Origin of the sequence: Klebsiella sp. JN_Kp121 (genome assembly GCF_040062145.1) — a bacterium.
Taxonomy (GTDB): domain Bacteria; phylum Pseudomonadota; class Gammaproteobacteria; order Enterobacterales; family Enterobacteriaceae; genus Klebsiella; species Klebsiella aerogenes.
Map to the genome: position 1 here is coordinate 44,289 of NZ_JBEAHX010000012.1, position 24,078 is coordinate 68,366.

27 protein-coding genes and 1 pseudogene are annotated in these 24,078 nt (G+C 54.9%); 14 read left to right on the forward strand and 14 right to left on the reverse strand.

Annotation, left to right across the window (positions count from 1 at the left end):
• Positions 1–270 precede the first annotated feature (270 nt).
• Positions 271–711 carry a homoprotocatechuate degradation operon regulator HpaR gene (gene hpaR / locus ABLU86_RS16680; RefSeq protein WP_015704296.1) on the forward strand — a complete coding sequence of 147 codons (441 nt, stop codon included), beginning with the start codon at positions 271–273 and terminating at the stop codon, positions 709–711.
• Between the two features lie 3 nt (positions 712–714).
• Here hpaR and ABLU86_RS16685 read toward each other — a convergent pair.
• The 3 genes and pseudogenes from ABLU86_RS16685 to ABLU86_RS16695 form a co-directional block, all read right to left on the reverse strand.
• Positions 715–912, reverse strand: a pseudogene (locus ABLU86_RS16685) (FAD/NAD(P)-binding oxidoreductase); the annotation flags it as partial.
• A 13-nt stretch (positions 913–925) separates the two neighbouring features.
• The gene (locus ABLU86_RS16690) at positions 926–2,146 is read right to left on the reverse strand and encodes an amino acid deaminase (RefSeq protein ID WP_047041249.1); all 1,221 of its coding nucleotides are present in this window, start codon (positions 2,144–2,146) and stop codon (positions 926–928) included.
• 43 nt (positions 2,147–2,189) lie between these two features.
• Entirely contained in the window at positions 2,190–2,369 is a 180-nt protein-coding gene (locus ABLU86_RS16695) for a hypothetical protein (RefSeq protein ID WP_042929906.1), read from the reverse strand.
• Between ABLU86_RS16695 and ABLU86_RS16700 the strand changes: the two genes are divergently transcribed.
• The 5 genes from ABLU86_RS16700 (at position 2,347) to ABLU86_RS16720 (ending at position 7,332) form a co-directional block, all read left to right on the forward strand.
• Positions 2,347–3,786: a D-aminoacylase gene (locus tag ABLU86_RS16700; RefSeq protein WP_015704304.1), complete on the forward strand. Its 1,440-nt coding sequence runs from the start codon at positions 2,347–2,349 to the stop codon at positions 3,784–3,786. The two genes, ABLU86_RS16695 and ABLU86_RS16700, sit on opposite strands and share 23 nt — an antisense overlap.
• Before the next feature lie 10 nt (positions 3,787–3,796).
• Positions 3,797–4,189: a RidA family protein gene (locus tag ABLU86_RS16705; protein WP_015368415.1), complete on the forward strand. Its 393-nt coding sequence runs from the start codon at positions 3,797–3,799 to the stop codon at positions 4,187–4,189.
• 187 nt (positions 4,190–4,376) lie between these two features.
• A complete protein-coding gene (locus tag ABLU86_RS16710; protein WP_015368414.1) occupies positions 4,377–5,864 on the forward strand; it encodes a sodium:solute symporter family protein in 1,488 nt (495 codons plus the stop codon).
• A 9-nt stretch (positions 5,865–5,873) separates the two neighbouring features.
• Positions 5,874–6,746: a 2-dehydro-3-deoxygalactonokinase gene (locus ABLU86_RS16715; protein WP_047041252.1), complete on the forward strand. Its 873-nt coding sequence runs from the start codon at positions 5,874–5,876 to the stop codon at positions 6,744–6,746.
• Complete coding sequence (locus tag ABLU86_RS16720) at positions 6,733–7,332, forward strand: 2-dehydro-3-deoxy-6-phosphogalactonate aldolase (RefSeq protein ID WP_047041254.1); 600 nt, start codon at positions 6,733–6,735, stop codon at positions 7,330–7,332. The genes ABLU86_RS16715 and ABLU86_RS16720 overlap by 14 nt, the downstream gene beginning before the upstream one ends.
• Here ABLU86_RS16720 and ABLU86_RS16725 read toward each other — a convergent pair.
• Entirely contained in the window at positions 7,329–8,192 is an 864-nt protein-coding gene (locus ABLU86_RS16725; RefSeq protein ID WP_045379739.1) for a MurR/RpiR family transcriptional regulator, read from the reverse strand. The two genes, ABLU86_RS16720 and ABLU86_RS16725, sit on opposite strands and share 4 nt — an antisense overlap.
• 81 nt (positions 8,193–8,273) lie before the next feature.
• Positions 8,274–8,807 (reverse strand): GNAT family N-acetyltransferase, encoded by a 534-nt coding sequence (locus ABLU86_RS16730; RefSeq protein ID WP_015704309.1) that lies wholly within the window; start codon positions 8,805–8,807, stop codon positions 8,274–8,276.
• A 32-nt stretch (positions 8,808–8,839) separates the two neighbouring features.
• On the opposite strand from ABLU86_RS16730, the gene ABLU86_RS16735 reads away from it, so the two are divergent.
• Positions 8,840–9,655: a GNAT family N-acetyltransferase gene (locus ABLU86_RS16735; protein ID WP_015368409.1), complete on the forward strand. Its 816-nt coding sequence runs from the start codon at positions 8,840–8,842 to the stop codon at positions 9,653–9,655.
• A 27-nt stretch (positions 9,656–9,682) separates the two neighbouring features.
• Here ABLU86_RS16735 and opgB read toward each other — a convergent pair whose 3' ends face one another.
• From opgB to ABLU86_RS16765, 6 genes are all read right to left on the reverse strand, one after another.
• On the reverse strand, positions 9,683–11,974 hold the full coding sequence (gene opgB / locus ABLU86_RS16740; protein ID WP_032715963.1) for a phosphatidylglycerol--membrane-oligosaccharide glycerophosphotransferase: 2,292 nt from the start codon (positions 11,972–11,974) through the stop codon (positions 9,683–9,685).
• A gap of 256 nt (positions 11,975–12,230) precedes the next feature.
• Positions 12,231–12,722: a DUF2501 domain-containing protein gene (locus ABLU86_RS16745; RefSeq protein ID WP_015368407.1), complete on the reverse strand. Its 492-nt coding sequence runs from the start codon at positions 12,720–12,722 to the stop codon at positions 12,231–12,233.
• Positions 12,723–12,787: 65 nt separating this feature from the next.
• Positions 12,788–13,525, reverse strand: a complete 738-nt coding sequence (gene dnaC, locus ABLU86_RS16750) for a DNA replication protein DnaC (protein WP_015368406.1) — start codon at positions 13,523–13,525, stop codon at positions 12,788–12,790.
• Positions 13,526–13,527: 2 nt separating this feature from the next.
• Positions 13,528–14,067 (reverse strand): primosomal protein DnaT, encoded by a 540-nt coding sequence (dnaT, locus tag ABLU86_RS16755; RefSeq protein WP_015368405.1) that lies wholly within the window; start codon positions 14,065–14,067, stop codon positions 13,528–13,530.
• Positions 14,068–14,152: 85 nt separating this feature from the next.
• Positions 14,153–14,626, reverse strand: coding sequence for a threonine/serine exporter (locus tag ABLU86_RS16760; RefSeq protein ID WP_015704312.1), 474 nt, complete (start codon positions 14,624–14,626; stop codon positions 14,153–14,155).
• Positions 14,617–15,393, reverse strand: a complete 777-nt coding sequence (locus ABLU86_RS16765) for a threonine/serine exporter ThrE family protein (protein ID WP_015368403.1) — start codon at positions 15,391–15,393, stop codon at positions 14,617–14,619. Before ABLU86_RS16765 ends, ABLU86_RS16760 begins: the two co-directional genes overlap by 10 nt.
• A gap of 78 nt (positions 15,394–15,471) precedes the next feature.
• Here ABLU86_RS16765 and ABLU86_RS16770 point away from each other — a divergent pair, with 78 nt between their 5' ends.
• The 5 genes from ABLU86_RS16770 (at position 15,472) to bglJ (ending at position 19,365) form a co-directional block, all read left to right on the forward strand.
• Positions 15,472–15,639: a hypothetical protein gene (locus ABLU86_RS16770; protein WP_155956776.1), complete on the forward strand. Its 168-nt coding sequence runs from the start codon at positions 15,472–15,474 to the stop codon at positions 15,637–15,639.
• 24 nt (positions 15,640–15,663) lie between these two features.
• The gene (gene pobA, locus ABLU86_RS16775; protein WP_020079676.1) at positions 15,664–16,848 is read left to right on the forward strand and encodes a 4-hydroxybenzoate 3-monooxygenase; all 1,185 of its coding nucleotides are present in this window, start codon (positions 15,664–15,666) and stop codon (positions 16,846–16,848) included.
• 24 nt (positions 16,849–16,872) lie between these two features.
• The gene (locus tag ABLU86_RS16780) at positions 16,873–17,742 is read left to right on the forward strand and encodes a helix-turn-helix domain-containing protein (protein WP_015368399.1); all 870 of its coding nucleotides are present in this window, start codon (positions 16,873–16,875) and stop codon (positions 17,740–17,742) included.
• A 259-nt stretch (positions 17,743–18,001) separates the two neighbouring features.
• Positions 18,002–18,724: a response regulator transcription factor gene (locus tag ABLU86_RS16785; protein ID WP_020079675.1), complete on the forward strand. Its 723-nt coding sequence runs from the start codon at positions 18,002–18,004 to the stop codon at positions 18,722–18,724.
• Entirely contained in the window at positions 18,685–19,365 is a 681-nt protein-coding gene (gene bglJ, locus ABLU86_RS16790; RefSeq protein WP_227541711.1) for a DNA-binding transcriptional activator BglJ, read from the forward strand. The genes ABLU86_RS16785 and bglJ overlap by 40 nt, the downstream gene beginning before the upstream one ends.
• Before the next feature lie 8 nt (positions 19,366–19,373).
• Here bglJ and ABLU86_RS16795 read toward each other — a convergent pair whose 3' ends face one another.
• The gene (locus ABLU86_RS16795; protein WP_015368396.1) at positions 19,374–19,832 is read right to left on the reverse strand and encodes a YbaK/EbsC family protein; all 459 of its coding nucleotides are present in this window, start codon (positions 19,830–19,832) and stop codon (positions 19,374–19,376) included.
• Positions 19,833–20,168: 336 nt separating this feature from the next.
• Between ABLU86_RS16795 and ABLU86_RS16800 the strand changes: the two genes are divergently transcribed.
• Complete coding sequence (locus tag ABLU86_RS16800) at positions 20,169–21,512, forward strand: PTS cellobiose transporter subunit IIC (protein WP_015704317.1); 1,344 nt, start codon at positions 20,169–20,171, stop codon at positions 21,510–21,512.
• A gap of 37 nt (positions 21,513–21,549) precedes the next feature.
• Here the strand turns inward: ABLU86_RS16800 and fhuF are convergent, their stop codons facing one another.
• Together fhuF and ABLU86_RS16810 are read right to left on the reverse strand one after the other, a co-directional pair.
• Positions 21,550–22,338, reverse strand: a complete 789-nt coding sequence (gene fhuF, locus ABLU86_RS16805) for a siderophore-iron reductase FhuF (RefSeq protein ID WP_126027691.1) — start codon at positions 22,336–22,338, stop codon at positions 21,550–21,552.
• Positions 22,339–22,450: 112 nt separating this feature from the next.
• Entirely contained in the window at positions 22,451–23,497 is a 1,047-nt protein-coding gene (locus tag ABLU86_RS16810) for a GGDEF domain-containing protein (RefSeq protein ID WP_015368393.1), read from the reverse strand.
• 266 nt (positions 23,498–23,763) lie between these two features.
• Between ABLU86_RS16810 and ABLU86_RS16815 the strand changes: the two genes are divergently transcribed.
• Positions 23,764–24,003 carry a DUF1435 domain-containing protein gene (locus tag ABLU86_RS16815; RefSeq protein WP_032713413.1) on the forward strand — a complete coding sequence of 80 codons (240 nt, stop codon included), beginning with the start codon at positions 23,764–23,766 and terminating at the stop codon, positions 24,001–24,003.
• Positions 24,004–24,078 lie beyond the last annotated feature (75 nt).

Below are 24,078 nucleotides of genomic sequence, written 5' to 3' on the forward strand. Positions count from 1 at the left end.
CTGATTATCGATTCGAAGGAATTTCATTAATATGTTAATGATCATCTTTTATTCTTTGCGCGCCGGTTTGGCAAATAGAAGTGAATGTTTTGTGATCGGATTAACACAATATTTACATATTTTTTATTTATTTATTATTTATCATATAGATACATTTATTTTTAATGACGACTGGTACTTTTCAGGTGCAGAAACCGGTTGTACATGGCAGGATTAGGGCTAATTATTAAATTGTTAATAAGTTTTGGTGAGCGTTGTTGAGGGGATACCATGCATGATTCATTAACCATTGCGCTGCTGCAGGCGCGGGAAGCGGCGATGGCCCATTTCCGGCCGATCGTCAAACGCCACAACCTGACCGAACAGCAGTGGCGTATTGTGCGTATCCTTGCGGAAAACCCATCGATGGATTTCCACGACCTGGCCTGGCGCGCCTGCATTTTGCGCCCCAGCCTGACCGGGATTCTGACGCGCATGGAGCGCGACGGTTTAGTGTTGCGTTTAAAACCGGTCAACGATCAGCGCAAGCTCTACCTGTCGCTGACGCCCGCCGGGCTGGCGCTGTATGAGAGCGCCCAGGCGCAGGTGGAAGAGGCCTACCGGCAGATAGAAGCGCAGTTTACGGCGGAGAAGATGCGTCAGTTGACCACGCTGCTGGAGGAGTTTATTGCGCTTGGCGTCCCTGCCGGGCGCGGTGATGAAGAAGAGTAGCGGTTACGGCTCGGCGCTCAACCTGGCGAGGGCAATAAGCGTTTCCGCGCGGGCAGGGGCCAGCGGCCAGCCCGCGGCTGCCGCCATATCGCCGCAGCGTACATCTTCGCAGCGGCACAGCAGGATCTCCGGCTTTGCCGCGTTTTTCAAAGATTCCGCCAGCCGGAAGGCGCGGTTGATTGCTTTGGCGAAGCGCCGCCACCCGGGATGCCTGTCAAAACAGCGTGTCGAGCTCGTCCAGCACGTTGTAGTCGTCATCGACCAGCAGCAACGTCTTCCACTTATCAAAGGTCAGACAGGGGTGCGAGGTGCCGAACAGCAGAATATCGCCGACCTGCACATCGCTGCCTGGCGCCAAGCGCAGCATGCAGTGCTGATCCATGATGCCGATACTGACGATCGACTCCGCGCGCAGCGCTAACTGCTGGCCGTTACGATAATGGGCGATCGGCTGCGGCAGCCCGGCGTCGAAGGCGCAGTCGCGCTTGCCGAAGTTTACCACCGCGCGATCCGCCTCAGGCACCGATTGCACCATCGCCATCAGCTCCAGCGCTGATGTAAGATCGCCGGCGAGATCGCAGGCAATCGGATCGCGGGCGATCAGTTCTTGTTGTGCGAGATCGTAGATCCCGCGATCGTGGGTGATATAACAGCCAGGGCGGATGACGATACGGCAGCGGCGCGGTTTTGCCGCCGCCAGCCAGATGTTGCACACCACGTCATACCAGACGGTGCCCGCGCCGGTGAGAATAAATTCGCCGTCAACCAGCGGCTCCATGCGGCAGGCAAGCGCCGCGGCCTGTTGTAACAGCGCTTCCACCTGCGGTTGCGGATCGTCGCCGTGCAGCACCCCTTCATACAATTCCAGTCCGCGTAGCCGTAACCCCGGCAGATCGCTTACCCGCTGCGCCAGCGCCAGCGCGTCATCAACGCTACGACAGCCGCAGCGCCCGCCCGGCACGCCAAGTTCAATCAGCACATCCAGCGTTTGTCCCTGGGCGGCGAAGAATGCGGAGAGGGCGCGCACGTTGGCCTCGCTATCGACGCAGCAGATAAAATCCACTGCCCGATAGTGGGCTTTTAGCTGCGCGACCACCTGCATATTGGCCTTGCCGACCAGCTGATTGACCATCAGGACGCGTTGGACGCCGCTGGCCATCGCCGCGCTTGCCTGCCAGGCGCTACCCACGCCAATCCCCCACGCTCCCGCTCGCTGCTGCGCCTGAAAAATCCATGGCGTCATTGTCGTTTTACCATGCGGCGCCAGCGACACGCCGCGGGCGTCGGCGTAACGCTGCATCCATGAAATATTATTTTCCAGCGCCGACTTTTTTAGCAGCGCGGCGGGTAGACAGACCTCTTCCGCCAGCAGATTAGCCGGCGCGGACATGAGGGCGGATTTGTGCGGGATGAGCGGTGCTGAATGGTATTTCATAACACTATCCTTTCAGGGGTTATAATCGGTTAGTCTCTTGGTATCATTTATAACTATTTGATAAATATATTTTTAATATAAAAATGTTATTCGTTTTGAATAAAAGTATCACAAAATGATCTGGGTTTTGCGTAGTTTTCCACTGTTTTTTGCGCTTGTAAATGGTTAACTTATCGGCATGTCGAAAGGGAGTAATTGCTATGAAAGTTGACTGGCTTTTCAAAAACGTCACGGTGATCGACGGGAGCGGCGGGCCGCAATACCGTGCTGATGTGGCGGTGAAGGGCGACCGAATAATGGCTATCGCCCCGGCGCTGGATGTCGCGGCGGAGCAGGTGATTGATGGCCAGGGGCGGGTACTGGCGCCGGGCTTTATTGATGTGCATACCCATGATGATATCAACGTTATCCGTATGCCTGAGTACTTGCCGAAACTCAGCCAGGGGGTGACGACGGTGATCGTCGGCAACTGCGGGATCAGCGCGGCGACCGCTACCATGCGCGGGGAAGTGCCGGACCCGATGAATCTCCTCGGCGAACAGCAGCACTTTATCTATCCCACCGTGGAGGCTTATGCCCACGCGGTGGAAGCGGCGCGACCGTCGTTGAACGTCGGCACGCTAATCGGTCACACAGCGCTGCGTAATAACCATATGGACGATCTGTTTCGTCCGGCGAGCGAGACGGAAATCGCCGGTATGCGCGTACAGCTACGCGATGCGCTGCGCCAGGGAGCATTAGGGCTCAGTACCGGGCTGGCCTATGCCAGCGCCTTCCAGTCGACTACCGAAGAGGTGATGGCGCTGGCGGAAGAGCTGGCAGCCGGGAAGGGCATCTATACCACCCATTTACGTTCAGAGTTTGAGCCGATTCTCGAGGCGTTGGATGAAGCCTTCCGCATCGGCCGCCACGGCAACGTGCCGGTGGTGGTTTCGCACCACAAGTGCGCCGGGGCGAAAAACTGGGGGCGTACCAAAGAGACGCTGGCGTTTTTCGATGAGATGCGCCAGCAGCAGGATATCGCCTGCGACTGTTATCCCTACTCCGCCAGCTCGTCGACGCTGGATATGAAACAGGTGACCGATGAGTTTGATATCGTGATCACCTGGTCCGAAGCGCAGCCGGAGCAGGCGGGGAAAACGCTGCAGCAGATCGCCAATGAGTGGCAGGTGAGCCTGCACGACGCCGCGGCGCGGCTGATGCCGGCGGGCGCTATCTACTACAACATGGATGAGCAGGACGTACGGCGAGTGATGCGCTATCCGGTCACCATGATTGGCTCTGACGGGCTGCCGAACGATCCGATGCCGCATCCTCGCCTGTGGGGCGCCTTCCCGCGGGTACTCGGCCACTATAGCCGCGACGAGCAGCTATTCCCGCTGACTACCGCGGTACACAAGATGACCGGGCTGTCGGCGGCGCGCTTCCAGCTGGCGGATCGCGGGCTGGTGAAAATTGGCTACTTTGCCGACCTGGTGCTGTTTGACCCGCAGACGGTGCGCGATGTCGCCAGTTTCTCCGACCCGAAACGACCGGCGGACGGCATTGAGGCGGTGATGGTCAACGGCGTGATGAGCTACGGCAGTGATAAGAAAATTACCGGGCGGGCAGGGCGTTTCCTGCGCCGTCGGATGGACTAAGGAGTTGAGTATGAGTATCAAACGTTATGGCGTAGAAGGCGGTACCGGCACCGGCGGTCAGCATCTGCCGTTTGCCCGCGCGGTGGAAGCCGGCGGCTGGCTATATGTCTCCGGGCAGACGCCGATGAAAAATGGCGAAGTCGTAGAAGGCGGCATCGTCGAACAATCGCGGCTGGCGATCCAGAACTGCGTCGACATCATGAGCGAAGCCGGTTACGGCCTGGCGGACGTGGTACACGTGAAAGTGATCCTCACCGACGCGCGCTATTTCCAGTCGTTCAATAAGGTATTTCGCGAGTTCTTTGGCGATAATCCGCCAGCGCGCATTTGCTGCGTGGCGGACCTGGTGGTGGATTGCAAAGTTGAAGTGGATGTGACCTGTTTTAACGCTGCGCGACAATAACGCCTGACGGCAAAAAAATAATTCCCTCCCTTTCCGGGGGGGATCATCAAAAAAATGTGATATCGGCACCAGAGTGAATAAATAAATCGGTGCCACTGGGTTCGCTATGCCTTTTTTCAGGCATGGTTCCTGTTAACTCATAATATTCAGCGGCACGAATATTATTTATTACGTCTGGATGTGAGCCATGAATAATATGTCATTTATGATTTGGTTTTCCGTTTATGCCTGCGCGATGATTACCTTAGGTTGGTACGTTTCGCGCAAACAGAAAACCGGCGAAGACTTTTTACTTGGCGGTCGTTCGCTGCCGATGATCCTCACTCTCGGTTCGACGGTCGGCACCATGGTGGGGACCGGCTCCAGCGTCGGCGCCGTCGGCTTTGGCTACAGCAACGGCTGGGCCGGGATGCTTTACGGCCTTGGCGGCGCGGTGGGGATCCTGCTGGTGGCATGGTTATTCGCACCGGTACGTAAACTTCGCTTCATGACCATGAGTGAAGAAATGTCGTATTACACCGGCGGCAGTAAAATTATCAAAAACCTCGTCGCGATACTTATTTTTATTGCCTCTATCGGCTGGCTGGGAGCGCATATATTAGGCGGCGGATTATATCTGGCGTGGGCCAGCGGCATTGATATTAATGTCGCGAAAATTATTATCGCGCTGGCTTTTGTGGTTTATGTCGGTATCGGCGGCTATTCCGCGGTGGTGTGGATCGATACCATTCAATCAATCGTGCTGTTCGTCGGCTTTATTTTAATGGCGGTGCTGGCGGTTCATCACGTTGGCGGCTGGAGCCATATTCAGCAGGCCGTCGATCCGGCGGCGCAAAGCCTGTTCGCGGTCGATAAATTAGGCGTGTTGCCGGCGCTATCATTGGCGATGGTGATCGGCGTCGGCGTGCTGGCGACGCCTTCTTATCGCCAGCGTATTTACTCGGCGAAGACCGTCTCCTCGGTGCGCCAGTCCTTTACCATTACCGGCCTGCTGTATCTGGGCTTCTCCTTCCTGCCGGCGATCATCGGTATGGCGGTATGGACCATGAACCCGCAGCTGGAAAACAGCGGCTTCGCTTTCTTGTTTGCCACTCAGGTGCTGCCGCCGGTGCTGGCGATGGCGATCCTGATTGCCGGGATGTCGGCCAATATGTCTTCCGGTAGCTCTGATGCCATCGCCGCGGTGTCCATTATGCTGCGCGACCTCTACACCCTGGTGACCGGCCATATGCCCGCGCCGGAGAAAGCGATTCGCCTGTCGCGGATCTTCCTGGTTCTGGTGATTGCGCTGGCGCTGCTGTTTGCGCTGACCTCCAACGACATCATCAGCTATATCACCAAAATGATCTCGATGATTATGTCCGGCATGTTTATCTGCACCATGCTTGGCCGCTTCTGGAAACGTTTTAACTGGCAGGGCGCGGTCGCCGCGCTGGCCGGCGGCGCCGGGGCATCGGTTGCGGTGCTGGTAGATAGCGACTGGTTGGCTTTCTGGGGCAACCCGTGTATTCCGGCGGTACTGACGAGCCTGGTGGCTTCGGTGGTGGTGACGTTACTGACCCCGGCCAGCAGCATGAGCCGCGAGCAGGCGCTGGAGATGATTACCCGCGAGCGTGAAAGCCGCCCAACGCCGCCGCCGCTGCCGATTGGCAAACGTCATACCTCACGCGGGTAAGGGGCAATCATGAACGAGTATATTGCCGTCGATTGGGGCTCTACGCAGCTGCGGGCATGGCGGATGCGTGATGGCGAATGCATCGACCAGCTGAAGCTGCCCTGCGGCGTCACGCGCCTGAACGGGCAGCGCGCCGAAGCGGTATTTCAGCAGCAGCTGGCGCCGTGGCGCGGCGACCCCGCGCTGCCGGTGGTGATGGCGGGCATGATCGGCAGTGATGCCGGCTGGCAACCGGTGCCTTATCTGGCCTGCCCGCTGGCGCTGGAGGCGCTCAACGGTCAGTTACATGAGGTGGCGGAAAACGTGTGGATCGTGCCGGGGCTGAAAGTGGCGCAGGCCGCAGATTACGACGTGATGCGCGGTGAAGAAACGCAGCTGCTGGGCGCCTGGCAACTGATGCCCGCGGAGTGTTACGTGATGCCCGGCACCCACTGCAAATGGGTGCAGGTGCAAAACGGCGTGGTGCGCCAGTTCGCCACGGCGATGACCGGCGAACTGCATCACCTGCTGCTTAACCATTCGTTGCTCGGCCAGCAACTGCCGGTACAACAACCCGATGACGCCGCTTTCGCTCTCGGTATGGAAAAAGGGCTAACTCAGCCGGCGCTGCTGGACGGGTTATTCAGCGCTCGCGCCGCGCGGGTGTTAGGCGCGCTGGCGGCGGCTTCGGTGAGCGATTATCTCTCCGGGCTGTTGATTGGCGCGGAGGTGGCGACCTTTAGCGAACGCTACCGCGCCAGCCGCGTGGTGCTGGTTGGTGAGCACTCGCTCAGTGCCCGTTATCAGCAGGCGATGGCGGCGCGTGGGTTAGCCGTTTCCTGTTGTTCCGGCGAGGCGGCGTTTCTTTCGGGTATAGCGAGGATGATTGATGGACAAGGTTAAACTGGTGGCGATTTTACGCGGTATTCAGCCTGGTGAGGCGGCGGAGCATATCGCCGCACTTATCGAGGCGGGTTTTCGCTATATTGAAATTCCGCTTAACTCGCCGGACTGGCAGCAGAGTATTCCGGCGATGGTGCGCCAGTTTGGCGAACGGTCGGTGATTGGCGCGGGGACGGTGCTGAAGGTTGAGCAGGTTGATTTTCTGGCTGAAGCCGGGGCGAAGCTTATCGTGACGCCCAATACGGCCCCGGCGGTGATCCGCCGCGCGGTAGAAAAGGGGATGCTGGTGTGCGCCGGCTGTGCCACGGCCTCCGAGGCGTTTAGCGCGCTGGATGCCGGGGCGCAATGGCTGAAAATCTTTCCGTCATCGGCATTCGGCCCGGACTATATCCGCGCGCTGAAAGCGGTGTTGCCGCCGGAGGTGCCGGTGCTGGCGGTCGGCGGCGTGACGCCGGAAAACCTGCACAGCTGGCGTCAGGCGGGCTGCGCGGGGGCGGGGTTAGGCAGCGATCTCTACCGCGCCGGGCAGCCGTTGGCGCGTACCCGCCAGCAGGCGCAACGCTTTATCGCCGCCTGCGGCGATTAATCGCCGAGCGGCAGTCGGTCGACGCCGTCGCGGTGGTCGTCGAGCGCCAGCTTAATGCGGCGCAGACGGTCTTTCGCCTGCGGTTTATTGGCCATCGCCAGCTCGGTGGCCAACACATCCACCATCGCCAGCATCGCATAGCGTGAGGCGCTGGGCTTAAAGATATAGTCGTTTTCGCTCACCAGAAGCGGCAGCACGATATCGGCCTGCGCCGCCAGCGGCGTTTCCGGCGGGGTAATAGCGACAATTTTCGCCCCGTATTGCCGGGCGATAGCGGCGCTTTCGATCATCTCTTTGGTATAGCCGCCGAGCGACAGCACAATCACCACATCTTTCGCCGTCACCGCCGAACTCATCATGCGAACCAGCAGGCCGTCGCTCTGGCTGACTACCGGCAACCCGAGGCGGAACAGGCGATACTGGATCTCCTGCGCGCAGATGGTCGAGCCGCCGCCCATACCCAGCGCAAGCACCTGGCGGGCGCCGCTAATCCATTCCACCGCGCGTTTCAGCGCCGCAAGATCCAGCGCCCGGCGGTTGGTTTCCAGTACGCTGATGATCGATTCATAAATTCCCTGTACGCCTTCCAGATCCGGCACATCGAGAATAAAGCGCTGACCAATGGCCAGCGACTGGGCGAGCTTCATTTTCAGTTCGCGCACGTCTTTGCAGCCCAGCGCACGCGCAAAGCGCGTCACCGATGCCTGGCTGGTGTCGGTCAGGCGCGCCAGTTCGGCAATCGGCATTTCCGCCGCGGCGGCGACGTCGTCGAGAATAAACTGCGCAATGCGCTTTTCGGTCGCGGTCAGCGCCATGAAGCGGTCGGTGATGCAGGAGATGATATCGATCGAGTAGGCCATTCCGGGTATCAGGTTATGTATTGGGAATGGTACTTTGTACCATATGCCGGTGACAAAATCAGCGCGGCGCCTCTCGCGGCGCTAAAAATCAAGGCGCATCGCGCAGCGGGTTTCCGCCGTCAGGCCGTGCTCCGTTTCCAGCGCGCGTTTCGCCGCCAGCCCTTCGGGTAGGTGCAGTTCATTGAGGATGGTGAAGCCCAGCCGGGTATAAAATGGCGCGTTCCACGGCACCTCGCGAAAGGTGGTGAGCGTCACCGCCGGGAAGCCGTCGCGGCGGGCGTTGTCGATAGTTTGGCTAAGCAGGGCACGGCCAATACCCTGGCCCTGCCACTGCTGATGGACGGAGATTTCTACAATAAACAGCGCATCGTCCAGCGGCTCGCTCAGCAGGAAACCGACGGGCCTGTCGTCCGCGAGCGCCAGCAGGCTATGGCCGGTTTCCAGGTATTGCCGGTGCTGTTCAACGCTCATTACCGGGCTTTCCGCCAGCCAGGCGAAAGCGGGAATGCGCGCAAAGGATTGTGCCGCCGAACGTTCCAGCGCGGGCAGCTGCGGCAGATCGCCTTCTTCAGTCAGGCGAAAAGTGATGGTGGGGTTTATAGTGTTAGTTTTCATCGCCTCAGCATAGCAGCCTCAGGGAGAAATGCATGGAGTTCACCGCCGTTCCTGCCGTCCAGTTTAGCGGCGCGCAGTTGACTACGATTTTGAATGACTGCTTTGCCGATTATCTGGTGCCGGTGTCGATGTCGGTAGATCTGTTTGTACAGCGCTTTAGCGCCGAAGGGTTAAACCTGTTGCAGTCTAAGGTGTGGCTGGCAGGAGATGAACCGGCGGCTATCGGGCTCATCGCCCGTCGCGGGCGTGATGCGCGGCTGGCGGCCTTTGCTATACATCCCGGCTTTCGCGGCAAAGGACGAGGGCGACAATTGATGACCTCGCTTATCGCCGATTTACGCGCTCAGGGCGTACAGCGAATGTGGCTGGAGGTGATCCGCGATAATCACCGGGCGGTGGCGCTGTATCAGTCATTGGGCTTTACCGTGCGTCACGGGCTGTGCGGCTATCTCAGCGCGGGGCAAGCGGAGCCGCGTGAATCCAGCCTGGATGAGTATGATTTGCTGAGCCTGCTGCGTCATGCAAGCCTGGAGCTGGAAGGGCAACTGCCGTGGCTGCTGGATCCGCTGACCTTTATTACCTTGCCCTGTCGGGCGTTGACGCTGCAGCAACAGGCCTTCGCCGTACTGGCAACCACCGCCAGCAAGCCGCAGTTACAGTTTTTATGGCTGACGCCGGCGGCGCGCGGACGCGGGCTGGGGCGGGAAATGCTGCTCGCGCTGGCTCAACAGTTTCCGGGATTAAGCACTTCGGTGACCATCCCGGAAACCTTCACGCCGCTGTTTAAATCGGCGGGCTATGCGCCGCTGGCGCTGCAGCAGTACGAGATGTGCCTGCGCTTGAACTAGCCCGGCGCAGACGCCGGGCCGCAGGCGTTAACCTTCGCGACTGACGATTTTAATGTCGACCATACCAATGCCCAACTGGCGCGGCGCGTGGCCGACAATATTGCCTTCGTTGGTGGACTGGGGCTCCGGCGGAGTGATGGTTAAGGTGTTGCTGCGCGCCGGATTGTCGAAATGCAGCGTCGTCGTGGTCACTTCATTGGCTAAAGTAAGTACTTGCTCGCTTTTCCCGACGCGCACCGGTATTGGCTGGTTGGCGTTCGGGCCGAAGGCTTTGGCGGTGATCACCAGATCGAATTTTTCCGGCAGCGGTTCTTTATATTCAATCTTCACCTCGTCACCGAGCTGGGCATTAGACCAGCGTCCCCACAGCTCAGGCCGCGAGATGCCGCTGAACTGTTTGACCTCTTCCGGCGCGCCGGCGACATTAAACACAAAGCTATCGGCTTTGTAGCGAATATCGTTATCGACAATTTTCAACGTATCGACGTTGCCTTTATAGCGCTCCATATCAATGACGGTATCTTTAAAGGCGGTTTTGCCCTGCCACTGCGGCTTATCGACATGCTGTACTTTTTGTTCGCCGCCCAGTTGACCCTGAGAGACGCACCAGTCGGTGGACAGCGCCAGTTCCGGCCGCCACAGTTGGCCCATTTTGTAGCAGCGGTCGACCCATACGAAGTTGTCGCGCGGGGCGAAATCCGCCAGTTGGAAGCGTAGCGGCGCGGAATATTCGCTTTCCGGAATCGGCTCGACGCGCTGATCAGAGACCCGCAGCAGCAGCGGCAGACGGAAGTGGCTACCGGAGAATGCGATCATGTTCTTCTGCGAGTCGATGCTGAAGTTCTTTATCTCCTTCGGGAAATTCCACAGACGAATGACGTCCGGTTTCCATGCCAGCACTTTCTCTTTCATGTTCATGAAAATGGTTGAAAGCGATTCGGCGGAAAGGCTGCTGCGGCCAAGGCCGATATAGTTATCGCCGCCGAGAATATCCAATACCGTTGCGCCGTTATCCATGGTATTACGCTTCACGGCCAGCACATCCTGTTGAGGCTGGTCGCCGCGCAGGATAAAGAACAGGTTGCTGCGATCCTGTTTGTTCAGATAATCCCAGGCGGTGTTCTTCATCGCCAGATGATCGGACGAAACCACGATGACCGTATTTTTGAAGTACGGCGAGGCCTTAATCTTTTCAATCAGCGCGGCGATGTGCTCCTGGCTACAGGCCACGGCGCTGAAGGAGAGGTTCTTTTTGCCATCCATGTCATAGCGTTTACGCTCGCAGGTGCGTGAGATAAAGCCGTCAGGGTGGTGGGTATCGACGGTGAGAGCGAACAGCGAAAAGCGTTTGCCGGATTGGGAGAGCGCTTCGAACTTTTTCCACGTTTCGTCGAGCACAGTGTCGTCGTAGAAGCCCCAGTCGTTGCGGTAGGACGGGTCAGCCACCGTTGTTTTCAGCTCTTCTGCGCCGTACAGGTGATCGAAGCCGTGAGATTTGAGGAAAACGTCTTTACCGGCAAAACGCAGGTTGGCGCCCTGCACAAAGTAGTTTTCGTAACCGGAGTTTTTCAGGATATCGCCGAGACAGATATTTTGCGGAAAGAAGCTGGATACCGCCGCGGAAGCGTTGCCTTCGAACGGCGCGAACAGCGGAATACCGCACTGGGAAGCGACCATGCCGGCGATGGTGTAATCGGTGCCGGGAAGCTGCGCGGTGTTGCTGAAATCCAGCCCTTCGCTTTTGATTTTACCCAGTTCCGGCGTTAGTTCGGGGAAAGCCTCGTTATTGAAATAGGTGCGTTCCAGGCTCTCGCCGTAGATATAGACCAGATTAAGCTGCGGATTGTTGATGCTTTTCGACGGCTCTTTGTAGTAAGCCGTGAAGTCCGGATCGCCGTCGCGGGATTGCGATTTCACGAGTTCGGTGATTTGACGGAACGCCGGGCTGGCGTCGACGGAGGCCAGCGCCAGTACCAGCGCAATCAGGCTGTAGCCAAAGTGATGCGGATGATGCCGGCGACGGCGTAATATCCAGCCGAGAGCGCCAAATACGGCGACCAGCGCCAGCACCAGACCGATACCCGGCAGAATATATTTACTGACGCCCGCGCCGGTCAGGCTGTTGGTCAGGGTATAGAGTACCGCATCGTTAATACCGTCGCCGGTGAAGTAGTCGCTGGCGTACAGGGTGATATTAAGCACAACAAACAGCCCCAACACCGCCAGGGTGGCAGAGAACCACCAGGTGTTGCGACCGGCTTTCCAGGCATAGATCACCACCGAGGCGAGAAACAAGGCGATGGATAACAACTCTGACACAGCTAACCCTCGTATGCGCCAGCGGCGGGCTGGCCGGATAGATCGATTTTCACGCTACACTGTAATCGCAGCGCCTTTCTGCTGCAATTGTAGTGTCATGAAAGTGTGCTGTGATTCAGAATTGGTTTAGAAAGCCTCTTTTTTGTACGATGTCTCATCCTGTCGTCACGGGGAAAACAGGAGCAGAAAAGTAAAAATAGCGATTGCGGCCGCGCTGGCAACGCTAAAGCGCCAAACGCGGCATCGGCGGGGAAATTTAAGACAGGAAGTTAACGCCCTGTTTCAGTACCAGGTCACAGGCTTTGGTCTTCACTTTTTCAGCCAGCGGGCTGCTGCCCAGGGTGTTCAGATTCAACTGCTGGCCGTTATTACTGCTCAGCAATCCCTGTAGCCCTTCCAGATAACCGGTATCCTGTTTCTGTTTCTCCGGCGTGCTCAGGCCAAGCTTATCCAGTACCTGGTTTTTAACGTTGTCGGCGTTGGTGACCGAGGTCAGTTTTTTTTGCGCGCAATAAGAGAGAACGCCGGCGGCATTGTTCATGCTGCTGGAGGTGAGTGCCTGGTTGCCGCCGTTGAGCAGGCTGGTTAAGGACGACATCGACATACCGCCGCCGCTTTGCTGGGAACTGCTGCTGAGCTGGCTGGCGGCGCTATTGAGCGAGTCCTGCCAGGAGGCGGCGTAGGTAGGGGCCGCCATCAACGCGCCGGCTGCGATAGCGGCGCAAAAAGCTGTCTGCAAAGATTTCATAAACGTACTCTTCGTCGTTACTTAAGAATCTCTTCAGTATAACGCCGCTTGCGCTCGGAAATCTCTCAATACTCTTTACCGGTAACGCGATCGCGGTAGCTATCCCAGGTGAAGTTCACCCACAGGCTATTGCCAAGGCGCATGCGATCCATAACGCGTTCGCCGAGCAGTTTGTTCATTTCATCCATGGTACTGTTAGTCAGCATGCCGGTTGGGCGTTTCGAGGAGGAGCGACGATCGACAATCTGGTTGATAATCACTTTCTCGTAGCGTGATTCGGTTTGCATACCGATTTCGTCGATAACCAGCAGATCGACCCGGCTCAGGTCGCTGAGCAGTTGCTCTTCGCTGGTTTCCCGATTACCAAAGGTATCTTTCATCGCCGACATAATATCGGCGACGGTGATGATTAATACCGATTTACCGCGCAGCAGCAGCTCGTTGCAGATAGCGGCGGCAAGATGATTTTTACCGGTGCCCGGCTTGCCGGAGAAGATGAAGCTCGCAATATTGCCGTCAAACTCTTCAACGTACTGGCGGGCGCGGGACAGGGCGATCATCTGCCCGTCGTTTTCGACCCGGTAATTATCGAATGAACAGTTCTGATGTAATGGACGGATCCCGGAGCGATTAAAGGTGCGCTGCATTTTCATCGCCCGATTTTCCCGCTCCAGCGCCTCTGAACGCAGCCTACCTTGCTCTTTTTGCCAGGCCAACAGCTCTTCGCCGGTTTTAAACGCCGGTTGCACGTGGGCTGGCATCATTTTTTGCAGGCGCTTCATGAGATCGCCAACGTTTTTCATGCTCATCCTCGGAAACCTCGCGGGATCTGGTTATCGGGTTCGCTAATAGCGTTCACATCGCGCTTCGGCTGCCCGCCGTTGCTGGCGCGGCCGATTTGCACGCTACGCGCCAGCTTCTGCTGCCACTGCACGTGGTGGAAAACTTTGCCTTCCGCCTGCCAGTAGGCGACGAAGGCGGCCAGTTCTTCCGGGGTGACCGGCTGCGTCAGGGCGATACCCCACAGCGCCGCCAGACGCTGAAAATCGGCATCAGGCTGCCAGCCGGCATACATGGCGAATTTTCCCATCGGCACGGCGACGGGCGCGGCGCTCGGCTCATCAAAGAACTGCGCATCCAGCGCGATATCGCTGGTGGGGCGCGCCAGTTTAGCTTCCAGCTCCAGCAGCTGCGCCAGGCGCTCCGGCGTCAGCGCGTAAAACGCCGGGGCGTTATTGGCAAATACGGCGACGGCGCCGCTGGCTGATTTTTGCAGCCTGGCCGCGTGGTTCTCGACGAAATCGTCAAGACCGCAAAAGTCGGTGGTTAAAATTCGTGAAGACATAACGCTATCTCAACTCTGAACAGCAAAGAGTGGGGGAATTGCTGACATAGTAGCATAGTGCGAGGCCAGGAAGCAGCGCTGGCGGTTACACGCGCGGGCGTTTGCGATAGAGCCACAGACCGGGAATAGACAGCCCGATAGAGAGCGCCCCGACGATGGAGGAGGCTTTTAAAAAGTTGCTCAACAGCATAATCATCATCTCTTCGGAGTAACCAAAATGGCTGATTTTGACGGCTGAGATCATCGCCGTATAGGCCGAAATACCCGGAAACATTGGGATCACCGCGGCGACGGTAAATATCTTCGGATGCGCCAGATACCAGCGCGACCACTGAATGCCGATACTGCCGACCAGTAACGCGGCGAGAAAGGTAGCCCATTCTATATTGAAGCCTGCGCTCATCATCACCATCCGCGAGCCGTGGCCGATAGCGCCCAGTAACGCGCACCAACGCAGCGCGCGCTGTGGGACGTTGAACACCATCGCAAAGCCGACAGCAGGGATGGCCGCCAGCGCCATATCCTGCGCCAGGTCGAAAAGATAAGAGATTATGCCCATCCGCGTAGCCCCCACATGGTCATTGCCATTACCACCCCGATACAGGTCGCCAGCGTCAGCAGGCTGGCGATCGCCCAGCGAGCCAGCCCGGTATTGATATGGCCCTTGAACATATCGGCCACGGCGTTAATTAACGGAAAGCCGGGAACCAGCAACAGCACGCTGGCGGCCATGGCGATAGTCGGCGTCTCGCTAAATGCCGGCAGACGCAGCATTAGCCCGGAAATGGTGGTGGCGACAAAGGCGGTAATGCAGAAATTAATCTGCGGATGCATGGAACGGTGGGTTAGCAGCTGGCGAATATACATGGCGACGGTACTGGCGAAGAAGGTAACCACCGCGCCATCCCAACCGCCGTTGTTCAATTTACAAAAGCAGGCGCAGGAGAGGCCGACCATTAATACCAGTAGCCAGCGCGGGTAGCGTAAGGGTTTGATCTGCGAGAAGCGCTTCTCGACGTCTTTGTAATCCAACAGCTTATGTTCGGCCATGATCACAATATGCTGTACCTCCGTCACCACATGCATGTTGATTCCGCGATCGCTGTTTTTACGCGTGGAGGTGAGACATTCGCCGTCTTTAATCGTGGTGAGCACAATCGCGTTGGAGGAGATAGCGCTTTCAACGCTATCCATACCTAACGCCCGCCCGAGGCGGGTAGAAAGTTCCTCAACCAGCGCGCTTTCCGCACCGTGCTGGAGTAAGTAAAGGGCACACTGGATGCACAACCGGGTGACGGCGCGCTGCTCTGATTTATCTGCCTGCATAAGTACCTGCTGTCCGCGTCTCTATTGATACTTGTACCTGAACTTCACCCCGTTGTGCGGCGTGCGGGATCAAACTATGTGCAAAAATTGCTCCATCAATGGCGTTGGCTGAAATTTGAACCGCGCCACACTTTCGTCACTTCGTTGGAAAGTGCAATTTTTACCGCCATTCATCCCTTCTTTTTCCCGCTTGAGTTATCAAAAATGCATCCAGGAACTTTTAGTAAACAAAAAATAAACAAATAATTAACCTTTGAGAGCGAGTACCCCATGAGAACACAGGTTGCCATTATTGGCGCGGGCCCTTCGGGGCTACTGTTAGGCCAACTGCTGCATAACGCTGGTATTCATACCGTCATCCTTGAACGTCAGAGCGCGGAATATGTGCTGGGACGTATACGGGCGGGGATCCTCGAAAACGGTACCGTCGAGCTACTGCGCGAAGCGGGGGTGGCAAAGCGGATGGATGCGGAAGGGCTGGTTCATCATGGCGTGGAGTTTTTATTTGAAGGCCAGCGGGTACCGGTACCGCTCAGCGAGTTGACCGACGGTAAAAGCGTGATGGTCTACGGCCAGACCGAAGTCACCCGTGACCTGATGGCGGCAAGACGCGACAGCGGCGCGCCGATTATTTATGGCGTTAGCGAGGTGGCAATCGAGGATGTTAAGAGCGACCGACCGGTGGTCTCTTACGTGAGCGGCGGCGAAAAGTGTCGCCTGGAGTGCGATTTTATTGCCGGTTGCGATGGTTTCCACGGCGTTTCGCGGCAAAGCATTCCACGTGACATTCTCAAAGAGTATGAAAGCGTGTGGCCGTTTGGCTGGTTAGGTTTGCTGGCGGACACGCCGCCGGTAAATCCGGAGCTGATTTACGCCCATCACGAACGGGGATTTGTATTATGTAGTCAGCGCTCACTCACTCGCAGCCGCTATTATCTGCAGGTGCCGTTAAGCGATAACGTCTCAGCATGGTCAGATGAACGCTTCTGGAATGAGTTAAAGCGGCGTCTGCCGGAGGATCTGGCAAGTAAGTTAGTGACTGGTCACTCACTTGAGAAAAGCATTGCGCCGCTGCGCAGCTATGTCGTCGAGCCGATGCAGTATGGCCGGCTATTTCTGGTCGGCGATGCTGCGCATATCGTACCGCCAACCGGCGCGAAGGGGCTTAATCTGGCGGCGTCGGATGTCAATTATTTATGGCGGATCCTGCGCGAGTATTATCGCCATGGCCGTGCGGACCTGCTTGCGAGCTATTCGCGCTTCGCTCTCGACCGCGTATGGAAAGGTGAAAGATTCAGCTGGTTTATGACTCGCCTGCTGCATGACTTCCCTGAACAAAGTGATTTCGATAAAAAAATGCAGTCCGCCGACCGCCGCTACTATCTGGGGTCTCGCGCAGGGCTGACGACGATTGCCGAAAATTATGTGGGTTTGCCGATGGAGCAGGTAACGTAACGGCTAACGAAAACCGGAGATGCCATGTCGACCGCAAGTACGATCCCTGTTTTTAAATTATATGGCGAAGAGCGCGGTTGGCCGACGCCAGATCTGCTGCATTGTGAATCCATTTTGCAGCGCAGCAGCCTTTATGAGTGGCATATCCGCGTGCATCAACATGCCGAAATGGTGCAGCTATTGTATCTGCACAAGGGGCGCGCTGAAATCGAAGTTGAGGGCGCGACGAGGGTCATGACCGAAGCCTGTATTCAGGTTGTGCCGGCATTATGCATTCATGGCTTCCGTTTTTCTCCCGGTACTCAGGGATTTGTCCTGTCGCTTTCACTGCCGCTGCTGAGCCGCTTTGAAAGCCAGTTTGGTCGAACGCTTGATGTGCTATCACAGCCGCAGTGCGTGGCGGTAAAACGCTCACGCGGCCATATTCACTCGCTGTTTACCGCTTTGCGTGAAGAGTACTGTGAGGAGCATGATGCGCGAGAAATGATGCTGCATTCGCTGCTGGGGGCGTTATTGGTATGGTTGAATCGTCAGTGCCAGCCGACACCGATAGCAGAAGACAAAGCCGAACGTAAACGTAGCGTTATGCGCCATTTTTCCCGCCTGATTGAAAGTCATTACCGGGAACATTTGCCGCTGGCTGAATATGCAAAGCTAGTGGGGCTTTCCACAACGCATTTAAATTATTTGTGTCGTGAATTTCATGGCTGCAGCGCATTAGGCGTCTTACATCGACGCTTAATGTTAGAAGCGCGGCGTAACCTGCAATATACCAGCATGACCATCACACAACTTTCTGATTATTTAGGGTTTACTGACGCTGCTTATTTTTCGAGATTCTTTCGGCGATATAATGGCGTCTCGCCAAAAGCATTTAGGAAAGAAATTAAATAAGTTATTTATTTAATTCTTAAGGTAATTTTTCTAATGAGGGCTTTAATTTTTTCTAATTTATTGATGGCATCATTTTGTGTTAGGGTAAATCGTTGGTGAGAGTAATAGTTATATATCCCTCACGGTTATGGAATTAACTTCAGGGCGTGCATTATGCCCACCAGGGACGATAAAGATTCAGTAGGTGAAATAATATTATAGTAGCCATTCATCCATCATTTATTTTGGATGTGAATCTTTGACAGGAAGCGGAGGTTTTATGTTGCCAGGACAAGGTAAATTTGGCGTCATCATCAGTAGAATACCAGTTATGCAATCTGGCCTGAAGGCTATTTTGAGGGAGCATCTCCCTGATTACGATCTGAGTTTCTGTGGCTCGCAGGATGAACTCACGTTACTGCAGCTTCGCCGCGCCGTACTGGTCGTCGTTGACCTCTCCGGACACATTGAACGCCCGCGAGATATTTGTGAGCATTATTATTCGTTAATGAATCAATACCGGGATATTCACTGGATTTTTATGGTTGGCCACTCCTGCTTCCCTTTGGCAGTCGAGTTTCTCATGCGGCCGGAGAGTTCGCTGATTTCTGATAGCGAGCCGGTAAGACGTTTCATTGAAGTCATCCGCGCCGGCAAACTTTCCGCTGAGAGAATTAGCCAGACGCTTTTTTCACCTGAGATGGATAACTTAGGTGATGAAGCAAGCGAAGCGGTCATCCTGACCTTTTCTGAGCGCAAAGTGTTGCGGCTACTGGCAAAAGGGTGGGGAATTAATCAGATTGCCGCTTTGTTGAAAAAAAGCAATAAAACGATAAGCGCGCAGAAAAATAGCGCCATGCGCCGACTTTCGTTACGCAGTAATGCAGAAATGTATGCCTGGATCAATAGCGCTCAAGGAATGAAGGAACTGAATCTGTATTCAGCCTATGGAGATAACACGGAATGGAAAAAAATCTCACAACACGATGTGTCGCTATCGTAGAAAAATGCGCAATGACTGAAATGGCGCTTCGTTACATTTTAAGTAATGAAGCGGGTAAAAAATATAGCATCCATTTTTATAAAGATACTCAGGCCTTAAAGCGCGAATTCGCTTCCAAAAACTTTATCGCCGTTATTTTTTCTCTTTCCGGTAGCAGGCGTATTCGCCTGGAAAGCCTGCTCTTTTTACACGAAATTGCGCAAACTCGCCCTGAAATACAGCGAATCGTACTAGCGGATAATACGGCGGAAATGCGTCTGATCAGTCATCTGACGCCCTCAAGCCCACAAACTATCCTCAATAAATCATCTTGTCTTACTCGCCTGCAGGAACGTTTACTGCAGCTAATCGAACAGGCGCCGTTGGATAAAGAAAGCATTCTCAATCACAGCTATAACTCTTGTGGGCAAATTCTTAGCCCAACGGAACATACCATTCTGCGTTACATGACTTACGGCTATTCGTTACCCGAAATCGCCACCCAGCTTGATCGAAATATCAAAACCATCCGCGCGCATAAATTTAACGCGATGACCAAGCTGGGCGTTAACTCTGATATTGGCCTACTGAGCGCGGCGGACATTTTGCTGTGTCTGCCGGCTAATAATGACGATGGCCGGGGAATGCGCCTGGCGCAATAACTGGCAATCTACAGGCAGACGTCGACCCAGTCGGCTTCTGTCAGTTGCGCCATACGTTCAGGTGAAATTCGTACCGCGCTATGAATAGCCCCCGCTGCTGGCAGAACTTCGGGATATTGTTTGAGCGAGATATCGCAGTAAACCGGCAGCGGATTTTCCAGGCCAAACGGGCAGACGCCGCCGACGGGATGGCCAGTCAGCGTAACGACTTCATCGCTGCTGAGCATGCGCGCTTTCGCCCCGAAAGCGTCTTTCAGTTTTTTATTATCAAGCCGGGCATCACCTTTGGCGACGATTAATATAACCCGGTCTTTTACTTTTAAAGATAAAGTCTTAGCGATTTGCCCCGGCTCGACTCGATGCGCGGCGGCGGCAAGCGCAACGGTCGCCGTGCTTTGATTCAATTCGATGATTTCAATATCGGGGGCATGTTCAGCAAAAAACTGCCTCACGGACTGCAGACTCATGGGGTTCTCCTGATAGTTTTCCGCTTAAATCTGTCACAAGGTCGGAAATCTGTAAATATTGTCGATAGATAATCAGGAATTATTCTGATTTCTGGATCTTCTTCACAATCGCCGCAACCGGTTACTGTAACCGGTTGCAGTATGACCTCCGTCGATGAATACTGACAAGGTAACTCCCTGTAGCAAAGATAACTAACAGCCGCGCGTGAGATATTCCTGCTGACAATATGGCGACCTTAAACCCCGGGTAGCTACTGTCGATACGCAGTTAATTTCAGCATAGCGGCAAGATTACCGTTGTTGGGCCTGTTTCGATAGCCTGTCAGGAGGGCTGCTATGTCTGCTAACCATGCTGCGTTTAATCTGATATTTCGCTTTGTAGAGAACTATATAAGTCCCGTTGCCGGGCGCATTTCTTCGCAGCGCCACGTCATGGCTATTCGTGACGGATTTATCTCGGCCATGCCGTTTATGATCGTAGGTTCCTTTCTCTTAGTCTTCGCTTATCCGCCTTTTTCACCGGATACCACCTGGGGCTTCGCCCGCGCCTGGCTGGATTTGGCTAAAGAGTTCGAAGGACGGATTCTGACGCCTTTTGATATGACCATGGGCATCATGTCCATTTATATCTGCGCGGCGATTTCCTACAACCTGGGCAAGCATTATGAAAAGGCGCACCAGCTCGATCCTTTCATGTGCGCCATGCTGTCGATCATGGCGTTCCTGCTGATCGCTGCGCCAAAAACCAATGGCAGTTTGCCGGTTGATAGTCTTGGCGGCACCGGGATCTTTACCGCGATCCTGGTGGCGATTTATTGCGTGGAGATGATGCGATTCCTGAAGGCGCACAATATCGGGATCCGTCTGCCGGATCAGGTGCCGCCGATGATCAAAAACTCGTTCGATTTGCTGATCCCGGTCCTGGTGGTGGTGCTGACGCTCTATCCGTTGAGTCTGTTTATCCAGCATCATTTCGACATGCTGATCCCGCAGGCCATCATGGCTATCTTTAAGCCATTGGTCTCTGCCGCAGATTCATTACCGGCCATTCTGCTGGCAGTGTTGATTGGCCACCTGCTGTGGTTCGCAGGGATTCACGGGGCGGCGATTGTCTCCGGCATGCTGCAGATGTTCTGGCTCACTAATCTGGGGATGAACCAGCAGGCCCTGGCGCAGGGCGCGCCGCTGCCGCATATTTTTATGGAAGCGTTCTGGACGTTCTTCATCGTTGTCGGCGGTTCCGGCGCAACTATGGGGCTGGTGTTCTGCTATCTGCGCAGCCGTTCCGCGCATTTGCGCTCTATCGGCCGTTTAAGCGTGGTGCCAAGCCTGTTTAACATTAACGAGCCGGTTATCTTTGGCACGCCTATCGTGATGAACCCGGTATTCTTTATTCCGTTCCTGCTGGCGCCGATGGTTAACGCGGTGATTGCCTGGGCGGCCATGAAGTTGGATCTGATCGGTCGTGTTATCTCCGTTGTGCCGTGGACGGCGCCGGCGCCGATTGGCGGCGCATGGGCGTTGGGATGGGATTTCCGCGCGGCGATTCTGGTCGTTGTCCTCGCTTGCGTATCGGCTATCATCTACTTCCCGTTCTTTAAAGTGTACGAAAAGCAACTGCTGGCGCAGGAAGCTGAAGAGGCGCAGCGCGCGGCGCAGGAGAGCGAGCAGACCGCATAAAATGACAACGGGCGGCATATTGCCGCCCGTCAGGTAATTACTTTAACGTGCAGTCGCCGCATTGTTGAACGTCCGGCAGGCGATAACGCTGACAGCAAGTTCGGCGTACCAGCAGCCCTTCGCGCAGGACTACCGTTCGCCACAGCGGGTTATCCTCGCCACTGGCCTGCTGTTTTGCAAAAAAACAGTGTTGACGTAGCGCGTTCACCTGCTCGTCGCCAAGCAGATTTTTCATTTCACCGAGATACCAGTTAATCAGATAGCCGGTATTGCTCCAGATAAGCTTACCGTTAATGTCGCCGGTAGCTTCCAGCGCTTCCACCACCGGTTTCAGGGCTTTATTGACCAACATTTCCATACGCGCTTGCGCGGGAAGCATCAACGCATCATGGTCGGCATGCACGTCAATCCAGAAGCAAGCCGCGCGCCCGCTTTCATGGAATTCAACGCGAAAATGCTCCGGTTCAAGGCTAATTGCCTGTTCTTCCGTAAGCAACGCAAGCATTAGCGGCGGCACCAGCAGGCCGATATACCACTGCGCCCACAGTGAAAGCAGGGGTTTTTGTTCGCGCGGTTGGCTGGGCTGATGGCGATAAATATGGTCGGAATAGGTGGACAGTAATGAACTAAGGGACGTTGGTCGTGACCATTCCGCGAGGGTTAGAGCAAACGGGGGAGCTTCTTCATCCAGACGCAGGAAATCCAGTAGATGCGGGCGTACCGCAGCGATCTTTTCCCGTACCGCATTCGCTAATGCATGCTCGACGGGCGCAAGCGGCGCACGCAAGATGATGTCATCGCTGAAGGAGAAGGTACGGTAAGCCATCAGATTTCCAGATACAAATCTAAATGATAATGATTGCTGATACTAGTTGTTCGTTGCAGGGAGCGCAAGCGATTTGTCAGCGCCGCATATCCTTCGCGGCGGGCTGGAAGCGTTAGTTGACGAGAATGATATTACGTCCCTGGTTTTTGGCTTCATATAGCGCGCTATCGGCGCGTTTTATCGCACTGTCGATGTCGCCACTCACCAGAGGGGTCATCCCGATACTGATAGTGACATGAGTGGCGACGCTTTCGTTAAAACGATGCGCGATTTTTAAATCGTAAACCCGTTGGCGAATACGCTCTGCTGTCTGGAAGGCGGATTCCGCCGAGCTGCTGGTCAGCACCACCATAAACTCTTCACCGCCAAAGCGAGCGACGATATCGCGTGAACGCACGGAATTACGAATCGCCGCGGATACCTGGATTAGCGCCTGGTCGCCCATCATATGGCCATAGTTATCGTTGTAGGCTTTGAAATGGTCAATATCCAAAAGCAGGATGAAATGTTCGCAGGTATCCACTGCCAGGATGTTATCCATCCGGTTTTGCAGGCCACGGCGGTTATACAGGCCGGTTAATGGATCAAGCATGCTGAGATCGTTCAGGGTGTTACGCTCTTGCAACAGTTTATCCATTAGCCCTTGGGTAAAATTATCGCTGCGCTTTTGCATAATGTTTTGCAACGTAATTCCAGCAACTGGCAGGACAAAGCAGTAAAACATCCGCATCCACTGTTCGCCGCCGGCCAGTACCAGACACACCATAAAAGTCGGTAGCGAATGTAGAGTAAAGGCAATGATATTGTTAGAAAAAGCGATAGTTCCAATAAACAGGATGCTTAATAAGGCAATAACCAGAAAGTTAAAATGTGGAGGTGGTAACAATGAGGCTTTTATTACGATGTGCCAGGCCCATAGCATGCCAAATAACAGAGAAATAACAGGAATATTTATTTTCTGTTTTGGAAATTTCCAATTCCATAACAAGAACCCCAGGCTGGCGGCACAGATCAGCGAACTCGGCAGCGTGACGGTGACAATGGTAAACAGCGGACTGAGCAGCGACAGAGCGGCAGAAACACAATTAAGTAATAAAAAAAGTCGTAAGGAATACTGATATTTTTGCTCGTAATGAGCCCGCCAGGTTTGTGCAGTCATATTGGTACTATCATTATTAGTAGTTAAGTTTCAAGATGATGGCTGCCAAAGGGGGAAAAATATAAAACAACACGTAATATAAGGCTATCTGCGCAAATGATCAGACAATGTAATATATAGATTTAATTTGCTTAATTTATCATCCCAATGAATGTATGTCATTACTCCTGAATGCAAGAGTAATAAAAGTTAAACTCTCTGGCATGACAAATGATAAAAATTATCATATGATATTGGTTATCATTATCGTTGTGAGAGGCGAAACCATGTTGCAGCGAGCTTTAGGGAGTGGTTGGGGAATTCTGCTGCCGGGCGTACTGATGATGGCGTTAGGCATGATTGGCCTGCCGGTGGAAGCCTGGCGCGTGATGATTGTGCTGGGGTTACTACTATCGGCGGCAATGATCTGGCACCGTCAGTTACGTCATTTCGTACTGTTGCCGTCAAGCGTAGCGCTGGTCAGTGGAATAATGCTGATCATGTTGAATTTGAAGCTGATGGGATAAAACAGAGAAGGGTAAGAATATTGGTGCGAGGGGGGGGACTTGAACCCCCACGTCCGTAAGGACACTAACACCTGA

Bases quoted from the DNA above. Each gene is read 5' to 3' on its own strand.
- ABLU86_RS16720 (WP_047041254.1), top strand. From the start codon at position 6,733: ATGGACAAGGTTAAACTGGTGGCGATTTTACGCGGTATTCAGCCTGGT.
- bglJ (WP_227541711.1), top strand. From the start codon at position 18,685: ATGGAAAAAAATCTCACAACACGATGTGTCGCTATCGTAGAAAAATGC.
- fhuF (WP_126027691.1), bottom strand. From the start codon at position 22,338: ATGGCTTACCGTACCTTCTCCTTCAGCGATGACATCATCTTGCGTGCG.
- ABLU86_RS16690 (WP_047041249.1), bottom strand. From the start codon at position 2,146: ATGAAATACCATTCAGCACCGCTCATCCCGCACAAATCCGCCCTCATG.
- ABLU86_RS16715 (WP_047041252.1), top strand. From the start codon at position 5,874: ATGAACGAGTATATTGCCGTCGATTGGGGCTCTACGCAGCTGCGGGCA.
- ABLU86_RS16725 (WP_045379739.1), bottom strand. From the start codon at position 8,192: ATGGCCTACTCGATCGATATCATCTCCTGCATCACCGACCGCTTCATG.
- dnaC (WP_015368406.1), bottom strand. From the start codon at position 13,525: ATGAAAAACGTTGGCGATCTCATGAAGCGCCTGCAAAAAATGATGCCA.
- ABLU86_RS16745 (WP_015368407.1), bottom strand. From the start codon at position 12,722: ATGAAATCTTTGCAGACAGCTTTTTGCGCCGCTATCGCAGCCGGCGCG.
- ABLU86_RS16785 (WP_020079675.1), top strand. From the start codon at position 18,002: ATGTTGCCAGGACAAGGTAAATTTGGCGTCATCATCAGTAGAATACCA.
- ABLU86_RS16795 (WP_015368396.1), bottom strand. From the start codon at position 19,832: ATGAGTCTGCAGTCCGTGAGGCAGTTTTTTGCTGAACATGCCCCCGAT.
- ABLU86_RS16700 (WP_015704304.1), top strand. From the start codon at position 2,347: ATGAAAGTTGACTGGCTTTTCAAAAACGTCACGGTGATCGACGGGAGC.
- ABLU86_RS16765 (WP_015368403.1), bottom strand. From the start codon at position 15,393: ATGCAGGCAGATAAATCAGAGCAGCGCGCCGTCACCCGGTTGTGCATC.
- hpaR (WP_015704296.1), top strand. From the start codon at position 271: ATGCATGATTCATTAACCATTGCGCTGCTGCAGGCGCGGGAAGCGGCG.
- ABLU86_RS16800 (WP_015704317.1), top strand. From the start codon at position 20,169: ATGTCTGCTAACCATGCTGCGTTTAATCTGATATTTCGCTTTGTAGAG.
- ABLU86_RS16735 (WP_015368409.1), top strand. From the start codon at position 8,840: ATGGAGTTCACCGCCGTTCCTGCCGTCCAGTTTAGCGGCGCGCAGTTG.
- dnaT (WP_015368405.1), bottom strand. From the start codon at position 14,067: ATGTCTTCACGAATTTTAACCACCGACTTTTGCGGTCTTGACGATTTC.
- ABLU86_RS16730 (WP_015704309.1), bottom strand. From the start codon at position 8,807: ATGAAAACTAACACTATAAACCCCACCATCACTTTTCGCCTGACTGAA.
- ABLU86_RS16705 (WP_015368415.1), top strand. From the start codon at position 3,797: ATGAGTATCAAACGTTATGGCGTAGAAGGCGGTACCGGCACCGGCGGT.
- pobA (WP_020079676.1), top strand. From the start codon at position 15,664: ATGAGAACACAGGTTGCCATTATTGGCGCGGGCCCTTCGGGGCTACTG.
- ABLU86_RS16760 (WP_015704312.1), bottom strand. From the start codon at position 14,626: ATGGGCATAATCTCTTATCTTTTCGACCTGGCGCAGGATATGGCGCTG.
- ABLU86_RS16810 (WP_015368393.1), bottom strand. From the start codon at position 23,497: ATGACTGCACAAACCTGGCGGGCTCATTACGAGCAAAAATATCAGTAT.
- ABLU86_RS16780 (WP_015368399.1), top strand. From the start codon at position 16,873: ATGTCGACCGCAAGTACGATCCCTGTTTTTAAATTATATGGCGAAGAG.
- ABLU86_RS16815 (WP_032713413.1), top strand. From the start codon at position 23,764: ATGTTGCAGCGAGCTTTAGGGAGTGGTTGGGGAATTCTGCTGCCGGGC.
- ABLU86_RS16710 (WP_015368414.1), top strand. From the start codon at position 4,377: ATGAATAATATGTCATTTATGATTTGGTTTTCCGTTTATGCCTGCGCG.